The sequence below is a fragment of the Arthrobacter sp. zg-Y916 genome (genome assembly GCF_020907385.1).
Classification (GTDB): domain Bacteria; phylum Actinomycetota; class Actinomycetes; order Actinomycetales; family Micrococcaceae; genus Arthrobacter_B; species Arthrobacter_B caoxuetaonis.
Window position 1 is genome coordinate 990020 of sequence record NZ_JAJJOD010000001.1, and the last position, 16149, is coordinate 1006168.

Consider the following 16149-nt stretch of genomic DNA (forward strand, 5'->3'; position numbering starts at 1 on the left):
GTATGCTGAATAGATTCCAAGTCTATTACACGCCGAATCAACGTCCTTTCGTGTCTGCAGCACGTGGGGACCCAGCAACCGAGACACGAACCGGGCGCAAACCCGTTGAGGACTATGAACGATTCAAGCAGGGACACAACCACCGCGGCCCGTGACGAGAAGCCCGCTCTCTGGCTCTGGTCGCAATACGTGCTGGATTCGCTTGCCTGGGTGGTGGCCATCGTCCTGGCGCTGGTCCTGCGCTACGAGCTCACTGTGGACCAGATCAGTTTTGGCGGACTGGCCGTGTTCTGCGGCGTTGCCGTGGTGACGCAGCTGATCGTCGGGTATTCCTTTGCCCTGTACCGGGGCCGGTACAGCTTTGGCAGTTTCCATGAGATGCGGCTGCTTGCCGTCGTCACCATCGTGGTCTCCGCCATCCTGGTGCTTGTCAGCGTCCTCTTTGGCCTGGCGATCGACATTCCGCGAAGCACGGGCGTCCTGGCATTCCCGTTCGCCTGCCTCTTCATGGCGGCCATCCGTTACCTCAAGCGCATGTACGTCGAAAGCAAGGCGCGCCCGGGGGACGAAGCGCAGCGCACCCTGATCTACGGTGCCGGCTTCCTCGGAAACTCACTGGTCACCCGGATGATGAACGATCCGGATTCCCCGTACTTTCCGGTGGGCCTGGTCGATGACGATCCCGCCAAGAAGCACCTGCGCCTGGGCACTGTGCCGGTCATGGGCAAGCTCGCCGACCTGAAGGACCTGGTGCAGCGGACCAGGGCCAAGGTGCTGATCATTGCAATTGCCGACGTCGATGCTGCCCAGGTGCGCCAGGTTACCGACAGCGCCGAGGGCCTGGACCTGAGGGTCATGGTCCTGCCGCCGCTGCGCGACATATTGGCCAAGGGTTCGGGAGCAGGCCTGACGGACTTCCGCGAGGTCGCTGTCGAAGACCTGATCGGCCGCCGTCCGGTGGACATCCACGTTGATGAAGTGGCCGGATACCTCACCGGCAAGAAAGTACTGGTCACCGGGGCCGGCGGCTCGATCGGTTCGGAACTCTGCCGGCAGATCACTGCTTTCGAACCCGCAGAGCTGATCATGGTGGACCGGGACGAGACCGGCCTGCAGCTTACCCAGCTCTCGATCACCGGGCAGGGCCTGCTTGACGGCCGGGACACCGTGCTTGCGGACATCCGCGATGCCAGGGCGCTGGATGAAATTTTCGACCAGCGCCGTCCCGACGTCGTTTTCCACGCAGCGGCGCTCAAGCATGTGTCCCTGCTGGAGCAGTATCCACTCGAGGCCTGGAAGACGAACGTGCTGGGCACGGCCAACGTCCTGCGTTCAGCGCACAAGGCGGGCGTGAGCCACTTTGTGAATATCTCTACCGATAAAGCTGCCAACCCCACCACGGTCCTGGGCCACTCCAAGCGGGTGGCGGAGAAGCTGACCGCCTGGATGGCCGGCCACAGCGGGCGCCGGTTCGTTTCCGTCCGCTTCGGCAACGTGATCGGCAGCCGCGGTTCCATGCTGCCGCTCTTCACTGAGCAGATCCGCCAGGGCGGGCCGGTCACGGTGACTGACCCTGAGGTCACCCGGTTCTTTATGACTATTCCGGAGGCCTGCCAGCTGGTCATCCAGGCCGGGGCGATCGGCCGCGGGGGAGAGGTCCTGATCCTGGACATGGGCGATCCGGTGAAGATCATCGACGTAGCGCGGCGCATGATTGCGATGTCCGGCAAGGACATCGAGATTGTCTTCACTGGTCTGCGCAAGGGCGAGAAGCTGCACGAGATCCTGGTCGGCACCGGTGAGGACGATTCCCGTCCGCTGCATCCGAAGATCTCGCACACCTCGGTGGCCGTCCTCGCTCCGGAAGATCTCGACGCCGAAGACTGGCTGCGCCGCTGCGGTTTCGGTCCGGGGGAGGCTCCGGTGGCCGCGGCGGACGGTGCCGGGGCTCCCGCGGCCGTCCTGTTCCCCCTTCCGGATACTGCCGCGCTGCGGCTGCAGGACCTGTCGGAAGGCCCCGGGGCCGCCGGCCGCGAGGATCGGCGGACCGGCTGATGGCTTTGGCCGTACCCGTCGCTGTTTCCTTCCTGGCCAGCCTGCTGCTGCCGTTTGCCTTCATCCCGCTGCTCCGCCGCCTCGGGGTGGTGGACGTTCCCAATGAACGCTCCTCACACACCAAGGTGGTGATCCGGGGAGTCGGCGCCACGATTGCGGCCGGCGTCCTGCTTGGCCTCGGGACCGCGCTGCTGACGGGCTATGTTGCCGTTGACCGGTCCCTGGTGCTGATCCTCATCGCCGTCGTCGCCTCCGCCGCACTGCTGGGCTGGGTCGAGGACTTCCGGGGCCTGTCCATCAAGACGCGTTTCACGGGACAGCTGCTGATCGGTGCTGCGGCGACCGCTGCGCTGGCTGCGGCCCTGGGGCAAAGCTACTGGTGGGTGCCGGCGGGAATGCTGGTCATAGCCGGGTACATCAACGTCGCCAACTTCATGGACGGGGTGAACGGTATCTCCGGCCTGCATGGAATGGTGGTCGGGATCCTGTACGCGGCAAGCGGAGCCCTGTCCGGGCAGGTCTGGCTGATCGCGGCCGGTGCCGTGATCGCTGCGGCCTTTGCGGCGTTCCTGCCTTGGAACCTCGGGCGCGGGTCGGTGTTCATGGGCGACGTCGGAAGCTACCTGCTCGGTGCTTCCATCGCCGGTACCGCTGTTGCCGCGCTGCTGGCCGGAGTCTACGTCGAGTACCTGCTCTTCCCCATCCTGATCTACCTCGTGGACACCTTCACCACCCTGATGCGCCGGATCCGGCGGGGCGAACGATGGTATGCCGCCCACCGCCAGCATGTGTACCAGCGGCTGACCGATGCCGGCCTGAGCCACGTCCAGTCTGCGTCGGTCGTCACCGCCTGCACTGTCCTGATTGGCGCAACAGGCCTGGTTACGGGCGGGTCCGGCTGGGGGACCACTGCGGCCGGAACTGTCTTCGTCGTGGCTGTCGCTGTCCTGTACCTCGCGTCCCCGAAGCTGCTGGCCGCCATGCGCGGCCGGACCCGGGCGTGAGAACTGCCGGGCAGTCCGCAGCCCCCGTGTCACGACGCAGTTCTATGTACTGTAGAATTCAAACGTCGCTAAGAACGGTGACGCGTCAAGCGCACCTGTTCCACATTTCCCCCAGCACAAGGATGATCCTGCAGCCATGAGCCAAGCCAAAGGCGCACGCGGTATGCGGATCAGTGCTTCCGGTCCGTCGAATGCTCCCTGGCTGAGCATCCTCGCCACATCGGTTCTGTGGACCGCCGTGCCCGCCGCTGCCGCAGCCGGTGCAGCCCTGCTGGGCCCCGGAGTCAGCGGTGCCGCCAGTGTTGGTGCCGGCTGGGCGCTGATTGTCCTCTTCTTTGGAATCAGCCTGCTGGTCGGCCATGCCGTTGGCCGGAAGAACCCCTCCGGCGCCATTGGAATGTTCGCCGTCACCTATGCCGTCAAAGTCGTCGGCTTCGCGGCGGCCCTGTGGGCGTTCGGTGTGCCTGAGTGGCTCGAGCGGCCCTGGTTTGCCTTCGCTGCCCTGGGCACGGTGGTGATCTGGCAGATTGCGGAGATCCGCACATTCTCCCGGACCCGCCAGCTTATTTATTCCGACGCGCCTGCCGGCGCAGACAATTCCTTGAAAGGAGCCTGAGGTGGCAGCTAAATCGAAGAAGAAAGCGCCCGGCCAGGTTCCAGCAGCATTTGAAGCACCGCTCAGCAAGCGCCGGGCGATCCTCCAATATGTCCTGTCCGGAATCATTGCCCTTGGTTTGATAGGGTGGGGGCTGGACAGTCTTCTGGAGACCCGCTGGATTCTATTTGCAGGTATTGCCCTGGGCGGGTTGAGTGGTTATTACGTAGCTGCCGCCCACGGGCTCACTTCCACTAAGCCGAAACCGCCCACGGGTGGAGAACGGCCGGATGAGGGTTAGACGAAGCCATGTCACACAACTTAGTAAACGGATGCATGCCACATGCCCCCGCCAATGAAATGCCCAACGATGGACAAAGCAGAGAGGAAACGCGTTGATCGCGCTTGCGCTTCCCGCCGCCAATGAAGAGGGGTTTGTTGCACCAACCCTCGATGAAATGCACCTCCCTGAGATCCTTCCCTGGGGTGCCGAGTACGGCGAGGGCTTTGGAAAGCAGATGCTGCTTATCCTCCTGTCCGTTGCCCTGATCAGCTGGTTCTTTATTGCTGCCGCGCGGAAGCGTCAGCTTGTTCCGGGACGCCTGCAGTTCCTGGGCGAGTTCAGCTACAACCTGGTCCGCAATTCGATCGGCCGCGACATCATCGGTGAAAAGGACTTCCGTCCCTTTATCCCGCTGCTGTTCTCGCTGTTCTTCTTCATCCTGATCAACAACCTGTGGGGCAGCATTCCACTGGCGCAGCTGCCGACCACCTCACACGTTGGCACCGCCTATGCGCTGGCAGCGATCGTGTACTTCACCTGGATCATCCTGGGCATCAAGAGGCACGGCATTAAGTACTTCAAGTACGCCACCGTTCCTTCCGGCGTCCCGATCGCCATCCTGCCGCTGGTCGTCCTGATCGAAATCATCTCGACCTTCCTGGTCCGCCCGATCACGCACAGCCTCCGTCTTTTCGCGACGATGCTCTCCGGCCACCTGATCATCATGCTGGCCGCCTCGGGAACCGAATTCCTGCTGCTGGAGGCCGAAGGCCTGCTGAAGCCGCTGGGCGCACTGACACTGGTTGGCGGCGTCGCAATGTTCTTGTTCGAAGTTTTGATCCAGTGCCTGCAGGCCTACGTCTTCACGCTGCTGACTGCGATCTACATCCAAGGCTCAGTCGCAGCCGCGGATCACTAAACCTCCCCTTACGGGGAACCCCCTGAACCAAACAACCTGCCTGCGGGCATCTTGAAAGGAAATAAGCCATCATGATTGGTGAAATCAACGGCAACATCAACCTCGTCGGTTACGGCCTCTCCGCCATCGGCGGCGCCATCGGCGTGGGCCTGGTCTTCGCTGCTTACATCAACGGCGTTGCACGCCAGCCGGAAGCACAGCGCGTGCTCCAGCCGATCGCCTTCCTGGGCCTGGCCCTGACCGAAGCCCTCGCCATCCTTGGTCTGGTTTTCGCGTTCGTTCTCTAACTTCAGCGCGTATTTCCCACACCAAGTAGATAGGACGGATGAGAAATGAACGAGGCACTTATCCTCGCCGCCGCAGAAGGCGCTAATCCTCTGATCCCAAACATCTGGGAGATCCTGGTAACACTGCTTGGCTTCGCCGTGCTGATGTTCATCGTCGTCAAGTTCGTCGTCCCGATGTTCGAGAAGACGTATGCAGAGCGTACCGAGGCCATCGAAGGCGGACTTGCCAAGGCCGAGGCTGCACAGGCGGAAGCCAGTGCTGCCCTGGACGAGTACAAGCAGCAGCTGATTGACGCACGCACCGAAGCCAACCGGATCCGTGAGGAAGCGCGCTCTGAAGGCGCTCAGATTCTCGCCGACCTGAAGGCCAAGGCTGCTGCCGAGTCAGCACGCATCATGGAACAGTCCCAGGTCGCCATCGAGGCAGAGCGCCAGGCAGCAGTTGTCTCGCTCCGCAGCGAAGTCGGCACGCTGGCCACCGAGCTGGCATCAAAGATCGTCGGCGAGTCACTCTCCGACGATGCACGCTCGGCACGCGTAGTGGACCGTTTCCTGGATGAGCTGGAATCATCGCAGAACGCAGGTGCGGTTCAGTAATGGCAGGTATATCGAGCGAGTCTCTGGCAGCAGCCCAGGGTCAGCTGGAAGCACGTCTTCCCACAGCTGCCCTTGGCCTGGCAGAGGAACTCTTTGGAATTCTGGGCCTGCTGGACGGCCAGACCGGCCTGCTGCGGGCCCTGACGGATCCGGCTCGTGATGGCCATGAGAAGGCAGCCCTGGTCTCCAAACTGGTTGGCGGCAAGGTTTCGGCCGACGCCGAACAGATTGTTGCTTCTTTGGTTGAATCCCGCTGGCGCGCACCGCGTGACCTCGGGGATGCTCTGGAAACCCTGGCTGCAACGGTTGTCTCCGCGGTCGCGGAAAACAAGGGTCCCGGTACTGCCGGCCTTGAGGAACTTGAGGGCGACCTCTTCCGGTTCAACCAGACCGTGGCATCCAACCATGATGTGCAGCGTGCGCTGTCCAACCCGCGGGCAACCGCGGATGCACGGGCAGAACTTGCACAGAAGCTGGTACCCGGCGCGTCCGACGCGGCCATGGTACTGATCCGGCAGGCTGTAACGGCTCCGCGCGGACTCCGCCCCACTGCCCTTGTGACCCGGTTCCTGGAACTGGTCGCCGGACGGCAGCAGCGGTGGATCGCCGAAGTAGTGACCAGCCGCCCGCTGACGGAAGAGCAGTTTGCACGGCTGCAGGCGTCCTTGAACAGCCTGTACGGCCGCGAGCTGAAGATCAACGCAGCTGTTGATCCCTCGATCGTCGGTGGTATCCGGGTTACGGTGGGCGATGAAGTCGTCGATTCCACCGTGGTGACCCGTATGTCGGAACTGCGCCGGAAGCTCGCCGTTTAGCCACCTTCCTGGCTGAAGCGGGCCAAGAGAAACATTAGAACCAATCGAAGGTCATCGGCACGAAGCGATGATCACAACATAGGAGAGCAGGGACTGCAGATGGCCGAATTGACCATCAACGCCGACGACGTCCGTAATGCGTTGAATGAATTTGCGGCGTCCTACGAACCCGGAAACGCAGAGCGCGTTGAAGTTGGCCGCGTAACCACCGCCAGCGACGGCATTGCCCGTGTGGAGGGCCTGCCCTCCGTGATGGCGAATGAGCTGCTTCGGTTCGAGGACGGAACGCTGGGCCTGGCCCAGAACCTCGACACCCGTGAAATCGGTGTCGTTGTCCTTGGCGATTTTGGCGGCATCGAAGAAGGCCAGGAAGTTCACCGCACCGGTGAAGTCCTGTCCGTCCCCGTTGGGGATGCCTTCCTGGGCCGCGTCGTCGATCCGCTGGGCGAGCCCATGGATGACATGGGTCCGATCCAGGCTGAATCACGCCGTGCACTGGAACTCCAGGCACCGGGCGTTACCCAGCGTAAGTCGGTTCACGAGCCGCTTCAGACCGGCCTCAAGGCTATCGACGCCATGATCCCGATCGGCCGCGGCCAGCGCCAGCTGATCATCGGTGACCGCAAGACCGGCAAGACGGCAATCGCCGTCGACACCATCCTGAACCAGAGGGCCAACTGGGCTTCCGGCGACGTCGACAAGCAGGTGCGCTGCATCTACGTGGCCATCGGCCAGAAGGCGTCCACGATCGCTGAGATCAAGCGGACCCTCGAAGATGCAGGCGCCATGGAGTACACCACCATCGTGGCCTCCCCGGCATCCGACCCCGCAGGCTTCAAGTACCTGGCACCGTACGCCGGCTCGGCTATCGGCCAGCACTGGATGTACGGCGGCAAGCACGTCCTGATCATCTTTGATGATCTCTCGAAGCAGGCTGAAGCCTACCGCGCCGTGTCGCTGCTGCTGCGCCGCCCGCCGGGACGCGAAGCCTACCCGGGCGACGTCTTCTACTTGCACTCCCGTCTGCTGGAGCGTTGCGCCAAGCTCTCCGATGAGCTCGGTGCAGGCTCGATGACCGGCCTGCCGATCATCGAAACCAAGGCAAACGACGTCTCGGCCTACATCCCGACCAACGTCATCTCCATCACCGACGGCCAGATCTTCCTGCAGTCGGACCTCTTCAACGCCAACCAGCGCCCCGCAGTGGACGTCGGCATCTCCGTGTCCCGCGTTGGCGGTGCTGCACAGCAGAAGGCCATGAAGAAGGTCTCCGGCACGTTGAAGCTGGAACTCGCCCAGTACCGGGACATGCAGGCATTCGCCATGTTCGCCTCGGACCTGGATGCGGCTTCCCGCCAGCAGCTGACCCGCGGTGCACGCCTGATGGAACTGCTGAAGCAGGGTCAGTACTCCCCGTACCCGGTCGAAGACCAGGTCGTTTCGATCTGGGCCGGCACCAACGGCTTTCTCGATGACGTTCCGGTGGAAGATGTCCGCCGCTTCGAAACCGAGTTCCTTGATCACGTGCGCCGGACCTCGAAGGTCATGACCGTTCTGTCTGAGACCAACAAGCTCGAAGACTCCACGGTTGATGAACTCAAGAGCCTCATCTCCGACTTCAAGCAGGGCTTCTTCGGCGAAGGTGACAACCGCATGGTTGCTGCCGGCCACGAAGAGGCATCGGCTCTGGACGAAGACGCAGTCGACCAGGAAAAGATCGTCAAGCAGAAGCGCTAACGGCTAACGGGTTCCGCGGCCGGCTCCGGCCGCCGCGGAACTCTTGGCCATTGCCTTAGCCCTAGTTCAACGCTAGGAACCGAAAGGAAAAGTATGGGAGCCCAAATTCGGGTCTACCGCCAGAAGATCGCCTCGACTACGTCGATGCAGAAGATCTTCAAGGCGATGGAGCTGATTGCTGCCTCTCGGATTGGAAAGGCACGCACCCGCGTCGCCGCGGCCCTGCCGTATTCCAATGCGATCACCCGTGCCGTTTCTGCTGTGGCGTCCCAGTCGGAAATTGATCACCCGCTGACGACCGAGCCGGAGCAGATCCGCCGGGCAGCAGTAGTTATCATGACCTCCGACCGCGGTCTTGCCGGGTCGTACTCCGCCGGAGTCCTGAAGCAGAGCGAATCGCTGAACGAATTGCTCCGCGAAGAGGGCAAGGAGATCAAGACCTACCTGGTGGGCCGCAAGGCCCAGGCGTACTACGACTTCCGCGACCGCGCTTACGAGCGTGTTTGGACCGGCGGCACGGATGCGCCCGAGTTCGAGACCGCCCGTGAAATCGGCAAAGCACTCCTCGATGACTTCAATACGGCCTATGAAGACGGCGGCGTGGACGAAATCCACATCGTGTTCACGCGCTTCAAGTCCATGGTTGTCCAGGAACCTGCGGTTATCCGTCTGCTGCCGCTGGAAGTAGTCGAAGAGGAAGCAGCGTCCGAGACGGACATCCTGCCCCTCTACGAATACGAGCCCGAACCGGAACAGGTTCTTGACGCACTGCTGCCGCGCTACATCGAGTCGCGCATCTTCGCAGCAATGCTCCAGGCCGCCGCTTCCGAGCTCGCAGCACGCCAGCGCGCCATGAAGTCCGCAGGGGACAACGCCTCCGACCTTATTAAGAAGTACACGCGACTTCGCAATAACGCCCGTCAGGCTGAAATCACCCAGGAACTTTCCGAGATCGTGGCAGGTGCGGACGCGCTCAGCGCTTCCTAGCCTCCCGGTTCGAAAAGTTCCACCAGAAAAAACTTAGTCCACACGCCATCTAACTGAGTGAAGTGAGAGAGATGACTGCCCAAACTGCCGAGCACGGAGCAACCTCCGTAGCACCGGGCGCCACAGGCCGTATCGCCCGTGTCATTGGCCCGGTTGTCGACGTCGAATTCCCGGCTGACGCAATCCCCACCATCTACAACGCCCTCACCACCGAGCTGACGCTCAACGGTGAGACCAAAACCATCACGTTCGAGACCTCCCAGCACCTGGGTGACAACCTCGTCCGCGCCATCTCCCTGCAGGCCACCGACGGCCTGGTTCGCGGCGCAGCCGTGTTCGATACCGGTGCTCCCATCTCCGTGCCTGTCGGCGACGGCGTCAAGGGCCACATCTTCAACGTGCTCGGTGAGCCGCTGGATGTTCCGGAAGACCAGATCGAAATCACCGAGCGCTGGCCGATCCACCGCAAGGCCCCGAACTTCGCGGACCTTGAGGGCTCGACCGAAATGCTGGAGACCGGCATCAAGGTTATCGACCTTCTCACCCCGTACATCAAGGGTGGAAAGATCGGCCTGTTCGGCGGTGCCGGTGTCGGCAAGACCGTTCTGATCCAGGAAATGATCACCCGTGTTGCCCGTAACTTCGGCGGCACCTCGGTGTTCGCCGGCGTCGGCGAGCGTACCCGTGAGGGCAACGACCTCTGGGTCGAAATGGAAGAAGCCAACGTCCTCAAGGACACGGCCCTTGTATTCGGCCAGATGGATGAGCCGCCGGGAACGCGTCTGCGCGTGGCCCTGTCCGCACTGACCATGGCGGAGTACTTCCGCGATGTGCAGAACCAGGACGTGCTCCTCTTCATCGACAACATCTTCCGCTTCACCCAGGCCGGTTCGGAGGTGTCGACCCTGCTGGGCCGCATGCCTTCCGCCGTGGGCTACCAGCCCAACCTGGCTGACGAGATGGGTCTGCTGCAGGAGCGCATCACCTCGACGAAGGGCCACTCGATCACCTCGATGCAGGCCATTTACGTCCCGGCTGATGACTACACCGACCCGGCCCCGGCCACCACGTTCGCGCACCTGGATGCCACCACGGAACTTTCCCGTGAAATCGCATCCCGCGGCCTGTACCCGGCCGTGGATCCGCTGACCTCGACGTCGCGCATCCTCGACCCGCAGTACGTTGGCCAGGAGCACTACGACACGGCTGTCCGCGTCAAGCAGATCCTCCAGAAGAACAAGGAACTGCAGGACATCATCGCCATCCTCGGCATCGACGAGCTCGGCGAAGAAGACAAGATCGTCGTTGCACGTGCACGCCGCATCCAGCAGTTCCTGTCGCAGAACACCTACACCGCCAAGCAGTTCACCGGCGTCGAGGGTTCGACGGTTTCCATCAAGGACACCATCGAAGGCTTCAAGGCCATCTGCGACGGCGACGTGGACCACATCGCCGAGCAGGCCTTCTTCAACGTCGGCGGCATGGATGATGTCGAACGTCAGTGGGCGAAGATCCAAGAGCAGACCGGGAAGTAATCCCCATGGCTGACACTGCTGAACTCGAAGTCGAGATTGTTGCGGCGGACCACTTCGTGTGGTCCGGCGCAGCCAAGATGGTCAAGGCACGCACTGCCGACGGCGAAATCGGGATCCTTCCCGGCCACGCGCCGGTCCTTGCGATCCTGGCCGAGGGTGAGCTGGCCATCGAACCGGTGTCCGGCAGCCGCATCACGGTTGGGGTCGACGGCGGGTTCTTCTCCGTGGACAGCAACCGCGTGGTCATCGTCGCGGATAACGCGCAGCTGAACGACGCAGCCAACGCTGGGACCCGCTGACCCTTCCCAATGGACAGTACCTACGTGTTCATTGCGCTGGCAGCGTTCTTCGCTCTGCTGGTTTTGGCAACGGGACTCTTTTGGGTGCGCCGCACACAGCTGCGGCGCACCCTGGGTACCTTCGACGCCTCCATCTGTCTCCCGCCCGGCGGGTGGCGGATGGGGGTTTGTCGTTATACGGACACCCATGTGGAGTGGCTGCGGCTGCTCTCACTGAGCCCGCGTCCGCCCTATCGGTTCCTGCGCAGTTCGCTGGAGCTGAAGGGATGGCGCCAGCCCACCGAAGCAGAGCGTGCCCGGATCCAGCCCGGGGCGCTGGTTGTCACCTTCGAATACGAAGGCCAGGAGCTCCTTATCGCCATGAAGTATGACGTCTACACGGGCCTGTCCTCCTGGCTGGAGGCCGGACCGGTGATAGGTATCGGCACCTGGCGCTGAGGCGCCGGGAGCTAAGCGCGGAAGGCGCAGGGGATTTCTTCCCCTGCGCCTTTCCCGTATCCGCACTGCTGCGGTTGGGGGCGCATCCCGGCCCCTACTATGGAGGGATGGAAGACGTCATTGTTGTCACAGGTCCATCCACCCTGAACGGTTCGGTGACGGTTCCCGGAGCCAAGAACAGTGTCCTGAAACTGATGGCAGCCACGCTGCTGGCGCAGGGACGCTCCACCATCACCAACGTGCCCAATATCCAGGATGTCTGGATCATGTCCGAACTGCTCCGCAGGCTCGGCTGCACGGTGGACTACGACGCCGATGCCGCCCGCGTGCACATTGATGTTCCGGCTGTACCGGGACACCAGGCGGACTATGACCTGGTTCGCGCCATGCGTGCCTCGATCTCCGTCCTGGGGCCGCTCGTAGCCAGGTGCCGCCGTGCCGAAGTTGCACTGCCCGGAGGCGATGCCATCGGTTCCCGCGGGCTGGATATGCACCGGGCCGGACTGGAGGCCATGGGAACGTCAATTTCGATCGACCACGGCTACCTGATCGCTTCGGTGCCCTCAGGGCTCACCGGCGCCCGCCACATCCTGGACTTCCCGTCCGTGGGTGCCACTGAAAACATCATGATGGCTGCAACGCTGGCCGCCGGCACCACTGTCATCGACAACGCCGCCCGGGAGCCGGAAATCACGGACATCGCCGAGATGCTGGGCGCGATGGGCGCGAGAATCAGCGGGGTTGGTACCAATACCCTGGTGATTGAAGGCGTCGAGAAGCTCTCCCCGGTAGAGCACCGGGTTGTCCCGGACCGCATTGTCGCCGGTACCTGGGCTTTCGCCGCTGCGATTACGGGCGGAAGCATCGAGATCAGGCAGGCGGATCCACGTGCGCTGACGGTAGTGCTGGACAAGCTGGTACAGGCCGGCTGCGTGGTGGAAACGACGCAGGACGGCTTCTTCGTCAAAGGACCGTCGCGTCCGGAGCCCATCAATGTCTCGACGTTGCCCTACCCCGGTTTCCCCACCGACCTGCAGCCGTTCGTCGTCGCGTTGAATGCGGTTTCTTCCGGATCAGGGATGGTGACGGAGAACGTCTTCGAAGCACGCTGGGGCTTCACCTCCGAGCTGGCAAGGCTGGGTGCCGTGGTGCGGCTGGATGGACACCACGCCCTGATCCAGGGAGTGGCCAGGCTTTCAGGAGCTCCCGTGGAAGCAAATGACATCCGTGCCGGAGCGGCGCTGGTGATTGCCGGGCTTGCGGCGGAGGGCACCACGGAGGTGCGGGGGGTGGACCACATCGACCGCGGGTATGAGCGTTTTATGGACAGCCTGCGGGCCCTCGGCGCGAACGTCCTGCGCCGTCGGAGCTAGCCGGGAAGCCTGTGCCGCCCCGAAAGCGTGCGGACACAGCAAAGGCGGGGACCGAAGTCCCCGCCTTCAACCGGTACGACTAGAGGGCGGTTACGCCGGTTGCCTGGGGGCCCTTGGCGCCCTGGCCGATCTCGAACTGAACCCGCTGGTTCTCGTCGAGGGTCTTGAAGCCGTTGGACTGGATTTCCGAGTAGTGGACGAATACATCGCCGTCGGAATCATCCGGGGTAATGAAGCCGAAGCCCTTTTCCGCGTTAAACCATTTGACGGTTCCCTGTGCCATTTGCCTGTCTCCTTTATTACTGGAACTTAACCGGCACACCTCGTGCCTGGTTGAACCGAAGCGGGAAGTCCAGGTTCCCTGCCGATCGGCAGTTCCTACAGGAGCTTCACGCTCGCGACCGTCTTGCGAGCATGAATAACACCTACACAAAGACTGGTTATAGCGTTACATACCGCTATAGAGCCGTCAACGGATTCGAAGAAAAAGTTTCCGGAAATTTCAGGCCGCTTTTGCGGGCTTTACCGCAGCCTTTTTGAACGGCCGGCACCGGGATTATCAATGCCGCGGCACCGTGCGGCCAGGTGCACTAGAACAAGCGGGATTCGCTGTCATCGACACCGCGCATTTCGTCATAGTCAAGCGTTAGGCATTCGATCCCGCGGTCTGCTGCCAGAACCCTCGCCTGGGGCTTGATCTGCTGTGCCGCAAAAACGCCGCGGACGGGCGCCAGCAACGGATCCCGGTTGAGCAGTTCCAAATACCGGGTCAGCTGTTCCACACCGTCGATATCCCCGCGGCGCTTCAGCTCGACGGCCACGGTTGCGCCGTCAGCATCGCGGGCCAGGATATCCACCGGACCGATGGCGGTCATGTATTCGCGCCGGATCAGGGAATAGCCGTCGCCCAGCTTGGTGATCTGCTCGGCCAGCAGGCGCTGCAGGTCCGCCTCCACGCCGTCCTTGATCAACCCGGGATCCGTTCCAAGGTCATGGGCCACGTCGGAGAGATGCTCATAGACGCTGATCACCAGCTTGTCGTCGGTCTTGGCGCTCTGGACGTTCCAGACCTCAACGACACCGTTTTCGGAATCGTCCTGGTCCGGCTTGGTGATCCGCAGGGTTGCGGGCGGGCTCATCCAGTTCAGGGGTTTATAGGACCCGCCGTCGGAATGGATCAGGACAGAGCCGTCCGCCTTCACCATGAGCAGGCGGGTGGCCAGGGGCAGATGGGCACGGAGGCGGCCGACGTAGTCAACGGAGCAGCGGGCTATCACTAAACGCACAGTTGCACTTTACCGGCTCGGCTGCGGCAAGATGGACTCATGCCCCGCTCCAACCGCCCCCGACGGCAGCTGCCAGCTTCCAGCACTGCTGCCGGACGCAACGCGCGGCGTAAATGGGCGGCACCGGCACCGGAGGTGGATCTGGACCGTGCCCGGGCGGGCCTGCCTGAGCGCGAGAGCGCGGCCGACGGCGAATGGTCGGTGCGGCGGATTACCGCCCGGAACGCGGCCAAGGAGTACCGCTGCCCGGGCTGCGGACAGGTCATTCCGCCGGGGATCGAGCACCTGGTGGTCTGGCAGGAGGACTCGCTGTTTGGCCGGGAGACCGCCGTCGCAGACCGCAGGCACTGGCATGCACGCTGCTGGCGCATCCGCCCCGGATCCGGCCGGCGCCGCTAGGGAGCCGCGGCTAGCGCCGGTCCTGACGCGCGATCACGACTTCCTTCATCAGGAGCAGTATCGCCGCTGCGGTGGGAATAGCGATCAGTGCGCCGAGGACGCCCAGCAGGGTGCCGCCGGCGATCACCGCAATGACGGCGACCGCGCCAGGGACGGCAACTGCCCGCTGCATCACACGCGGGGAAACGAAGTACGCCTCGAACTGCAGGTAGGCCATGTAGAGAATGGCGAACACGACGGCGGTCTGCCAGCTGGCGGTCAGTGCAATGAGGGACACCAGGATAAGGGCGATGGGCGGCCCCACGAGGGGAATGAAGGCCAGGATCGCCACCAGGAAAGCCAGGAGAACCGAAAAAGGGACCCCGGTAATGGTCATGATCACGAAGGCGTAGAGCGCATCCAGCAGTGCCACGAAGCCCTGGCCTATGACGTAGTTGCCCACGCTGCCGGTGATTTCCTCGGAGAGGGCTTCCACCCTCCGCCGCCGGCTGCGGGGAGCCAGCCGGTAGGCCCACTTCTTCATTGACGGCAGCGACGCCAGGAAGTACAGGGTCAGCACCAGGATAATCAGCGCGCCGAACAGGCCGTTGGCGATGACCGAGCCCACGCTCAGCACCCCGCCGAAAATACCGCCGACGGCATCGGCGTTGGAGAAGAACTTCTCCACTTCATCGTCGATGCGGTCCCGGATCTGGAACTGCCGCTCCACCGTCACGAAGAACTGCGAGGACATAAAGCGGTCGACGTAGCTCGGGGCGTTATTGATGACTTCCGTGGTCTGACTGACGATCGTGGGAATCAGCGTTGCAAAAAAGCCTGCAACGGCACCGGCCAGGACGACGACGGTGATGGCGATGCCGGCGGGACGGGGGACCCCCCGGGCACTCATCCAGCGCACCACCGGATCCAGGCCCAGCGCGATGAAGAGTGCGGCGCCGATCCAGACCAGCAGCTCACCCACGTTGGTGACAATGAAAAACAGCAGCAGGGCAAACCCCACGCCGGTCGTGAACATAAAGCCGAAGCGGATGGGATGCCGTTCAGGCCCCCCTTCGCCCGTCGCCGGGGGAGGAGCTCCTCCGAAGCGCCGCCGCTCGTCCGAGAGTTTCGCGTCCTCATCGACTTCCGGCTCGGGGAGCCGTTGCTCAGGCAGATCATCTTCCGGAGGAACGTCGAACCGGTGCCGGGGGCGGGCTCCGGGGATGCGGGTGAGCAGTTGCCGGGCGCGCGAGCCTGCTGCTGCGAAACGGCTGGGGCGCAACGGTGCGTCCTGCCCGGGCGCGGGGAGGGGCTCGTCGACGGGAACGTCCCTGTCATCGGTCATCCGCGCTGTTCTCCTTGGAAGTCCTTGGTTTTCCGGTCCTGTGCTGCGGCGTCAGATTATCAGTCCCGGATGCCGGGCCAGCCGCACGGGGCCGGGCACTTCCGGGCCGTGCCCCCTAAATGTGCTCTTGGAGGGGATTTCGTTACCATAGGGTTATAAACCAGCCGCCATGACGGATATCCATGGGCCCTCACGCCCATCGCCGCTGCCTACAGG

At 63.1% G+C, this 16149-nt stretch carries 18 protein-coding genes; 15 read left to right on the forward strand and 3 right to left on the reverse strand.

Annotated features, from left to right (window positions below; all coding sequences use genetic code 11):
• Positions 1-114 precede the first annotated feature (114 nt).
• The 14 genes from LOC59_RS04705 (at position 115) to murA (ending at position 12924) form a co-directional block, all read left to right on the forward strand.
• Entirely contained in the window at positions 115-2055 is a 1941-nt protein-coding gene (locus LOC59_RS04705) for a polysaccharide biosynthesis protein (RefSeq protein ID WP_227894638.1), read from the forward strand.
• Entirely contained in the window at positions 2055-3059 is a 1005-nt protein-coding gene (locus tag LOC59_RS04710) for a UDP-phosphate glycosyltransferase (protein ID WP_227894639.1), read from the forward strand. The genes LOC59_RS04705 and LOC59_RS04710 overlap by 1 nt, the downstream gene beginning before the upstream one ends.
• Positions 3060-3195: 136 nt before the next feature.
• Positions 3196-3675, forward strand: coding sequence for a hypothetical protein (locus LOC59_RS04715; protein WP_227915360.1), 480 nt, complete (start codon positions 3196-3198; stop codon positions 3673-3675).
• A 1-nt stretch (position 3676) separates the two neighbouring features.
• A complete protein-coding gene (locus tag LOC59_RS04720) occupies positions 3677-3955 on the forward strand; it encodes a hypothetical protein (protein ID WP_227894641.1) in 279 nt (92 codons plus the stop codon).
• Positions 3956-4049: 94 nt separating this feature from the next.
• Positions 4050-4856: a F0F1 ATP synthase subunit A gene (gene atpB, locus LOC59_RS04725; RefSeq protein ID WP_227894642.1), complete on the forward strand. Its 807-nt coding sequence runs from the start codon at positions 4050-4052 to the stop codon at positions 4854-4856.
• A 71-nt stretch (positions 4857-4927) separates the two neighbouring features.
• On the forward strand, positions 4928-5143 hold the full coding sequence (atpE, locus tag LOC59_RS04730; protein WP_191807777.1) for an ATP synthase F0 subunit C: 216 nt from the start codon (positions 4928-4930) through the stop codon (positions 5141-5143).
• A 45-nt stretch (positions 5144-5188) separates the two neighbouring features.
• Positions 5189-5740, forward strand: a complete 552-nt coding sequence (locus LOC59_RS04735) for a F0F1 ATP synthase subunit B (RefSeq protein ID WP_227894643.1) — start codon at positions 5189-5191, stop codon at positions 5738-5740.
• Positions 5740-6555: a F0F1 ATP synthase subunit delta gene (locus LOC59_RS04740; RefSeq protein WP_227894644.1), complete on the forward strand. Its 816-nt coding sequence runs from the start codon at positions 5740-5742 to the stop codon at positions 6553-6555. Before LOC59_RS04735 ends, LOC59_RS04740 begins: the two co-directional genes overlap by 1 nt.
• Before the next feature lie 99 nt (positions 6556-6654).
• Positions 6655-8292 (forward strand): F0F1 ATP synthase subunit alpha, encoded by a 1638-nt coding sequence (gene atpA, locus LOC59_RS04745; RefSeq protein WP_227894645.1) that lies wholly within the window; start codon positions 6655-6657, stop codon positions 8290-8292.
• A 93-nt stretch (positions 8293-8385) separates the two neighbouring features.
• Positions 8386-9279 carry a F0F1 ATP synthase subunit gamma gene (locus tag LOC59_RS04750; protein WP_227894646.1) on the forward strand — a complete coding sequence of 298 codons (894 nt, stop codon included), beginning with the start codon at positions 8386-8388 and terminating at the stop codon, positions 9277-9279.
• 71 nt (positions 9280-9350) lie between these two features.
• Complete coding sequence (gene atpD / locus LOC59_RS04755; RefSeq protein ID WP_229970766.1) at positions 9351-10814, forward strand: F0F1 ATP synthase subunit beta; 1464 nt, start codon at positions 9351-9353, stop codon at positions 10812-10814.
• A gap of 5 nt (positions 10815-10819) precedes the next feature.
• Positions 10820-11113, forward strand: a complete 294-nt coding sequence (locus tag LOC59_RS04760; protein WP_227894648.1) for a F0F1 ATP synthase subunit epsilon — start codon at positions 10820-10822, stop codon at positions 11111-11113.
• A 9-nt stretch (positions 11114-11122) separates the two neighbouring features.
• A complete protein-coding gene (locus tag LOC59_RS04765) occupies positions 11123-11551 on the forward strand; it encodes a DUF2550 domain-containing protein (RefSeq protein ID WP_227894649.1) in 429 nt (142 codons plus the stop codon).
• 107 nt (positions 11552-11658) lie between these two features.
• Complete coding sequence (gene murA / locus LOC59_RS04770; RefSeq protein ID WP_229970769.1) at positions 11659-12924, forward strand: UDP-N-acetylglucosamine 1-carboxyvinyltransferase; 1266 nt, start codon at positions 11659-11661, stop codon at positions 12922-12924.
• Positions 12925-13003: 79 nt separating this feature from the next.
• Here murA and LOC59_RS04775 read toward each other — a convergent pair whose 3' ends face one another.
• The gene (locus LOC59_RS04775; protein ID WP_055239636.1) at positions 13004-13207 is read right to left on the reverse strand and encodes a cold-shock protein; all 204 of its coding nucleotides are present in this window, start codon (positions 13205-13207) and stop codon (positions 13004-13006) included.
• A 307-nt stretch (positions 13208-13514) separates the two neighbouring features.
• A complete protein-coding gene (gene nucS / locus LOC59_RS04780; protein WP_227915357.1) occupies positions 13515-14210 on the reverse strand; it encodes an endonuclease NucS in 696 nt (231 codons plus the stop codon).
• 39 nt (positions 14211-14249) lie between these two features.
• Here nucS and LOC59_RS04785 point away from each other — a divergent pair, with 39 nt between their 5' ends.
• Positions 14250-14609 (forward strand): hypothetical protein, encoded by a 360-nt coding sequence (locus tag LOC59_RS04785; RefSeq protein ID WP_227915356.1) that lies wholly within the window; start codon positions 14250-14252, stop codon positions 14607-14609.
• A 10-nt stretch (positions 14610-14619) separates the two neighbouring features.
• Here LOC59_RS04785 and LOC59_RS04790 read toward each other — a convergent pair whose 3' ends face one another.
• Positions 14620-15933, reverse strand: coding sequence for an AI-2E family transporter (locus tag LOC59_RS04790; protein ID WP_227915355.1), 1314 nt, complete (start codon positions 15931-15933; stop codon positions 14620-14622).
• Positions 15934-16149: the final 216 nt, after the last annotated feature.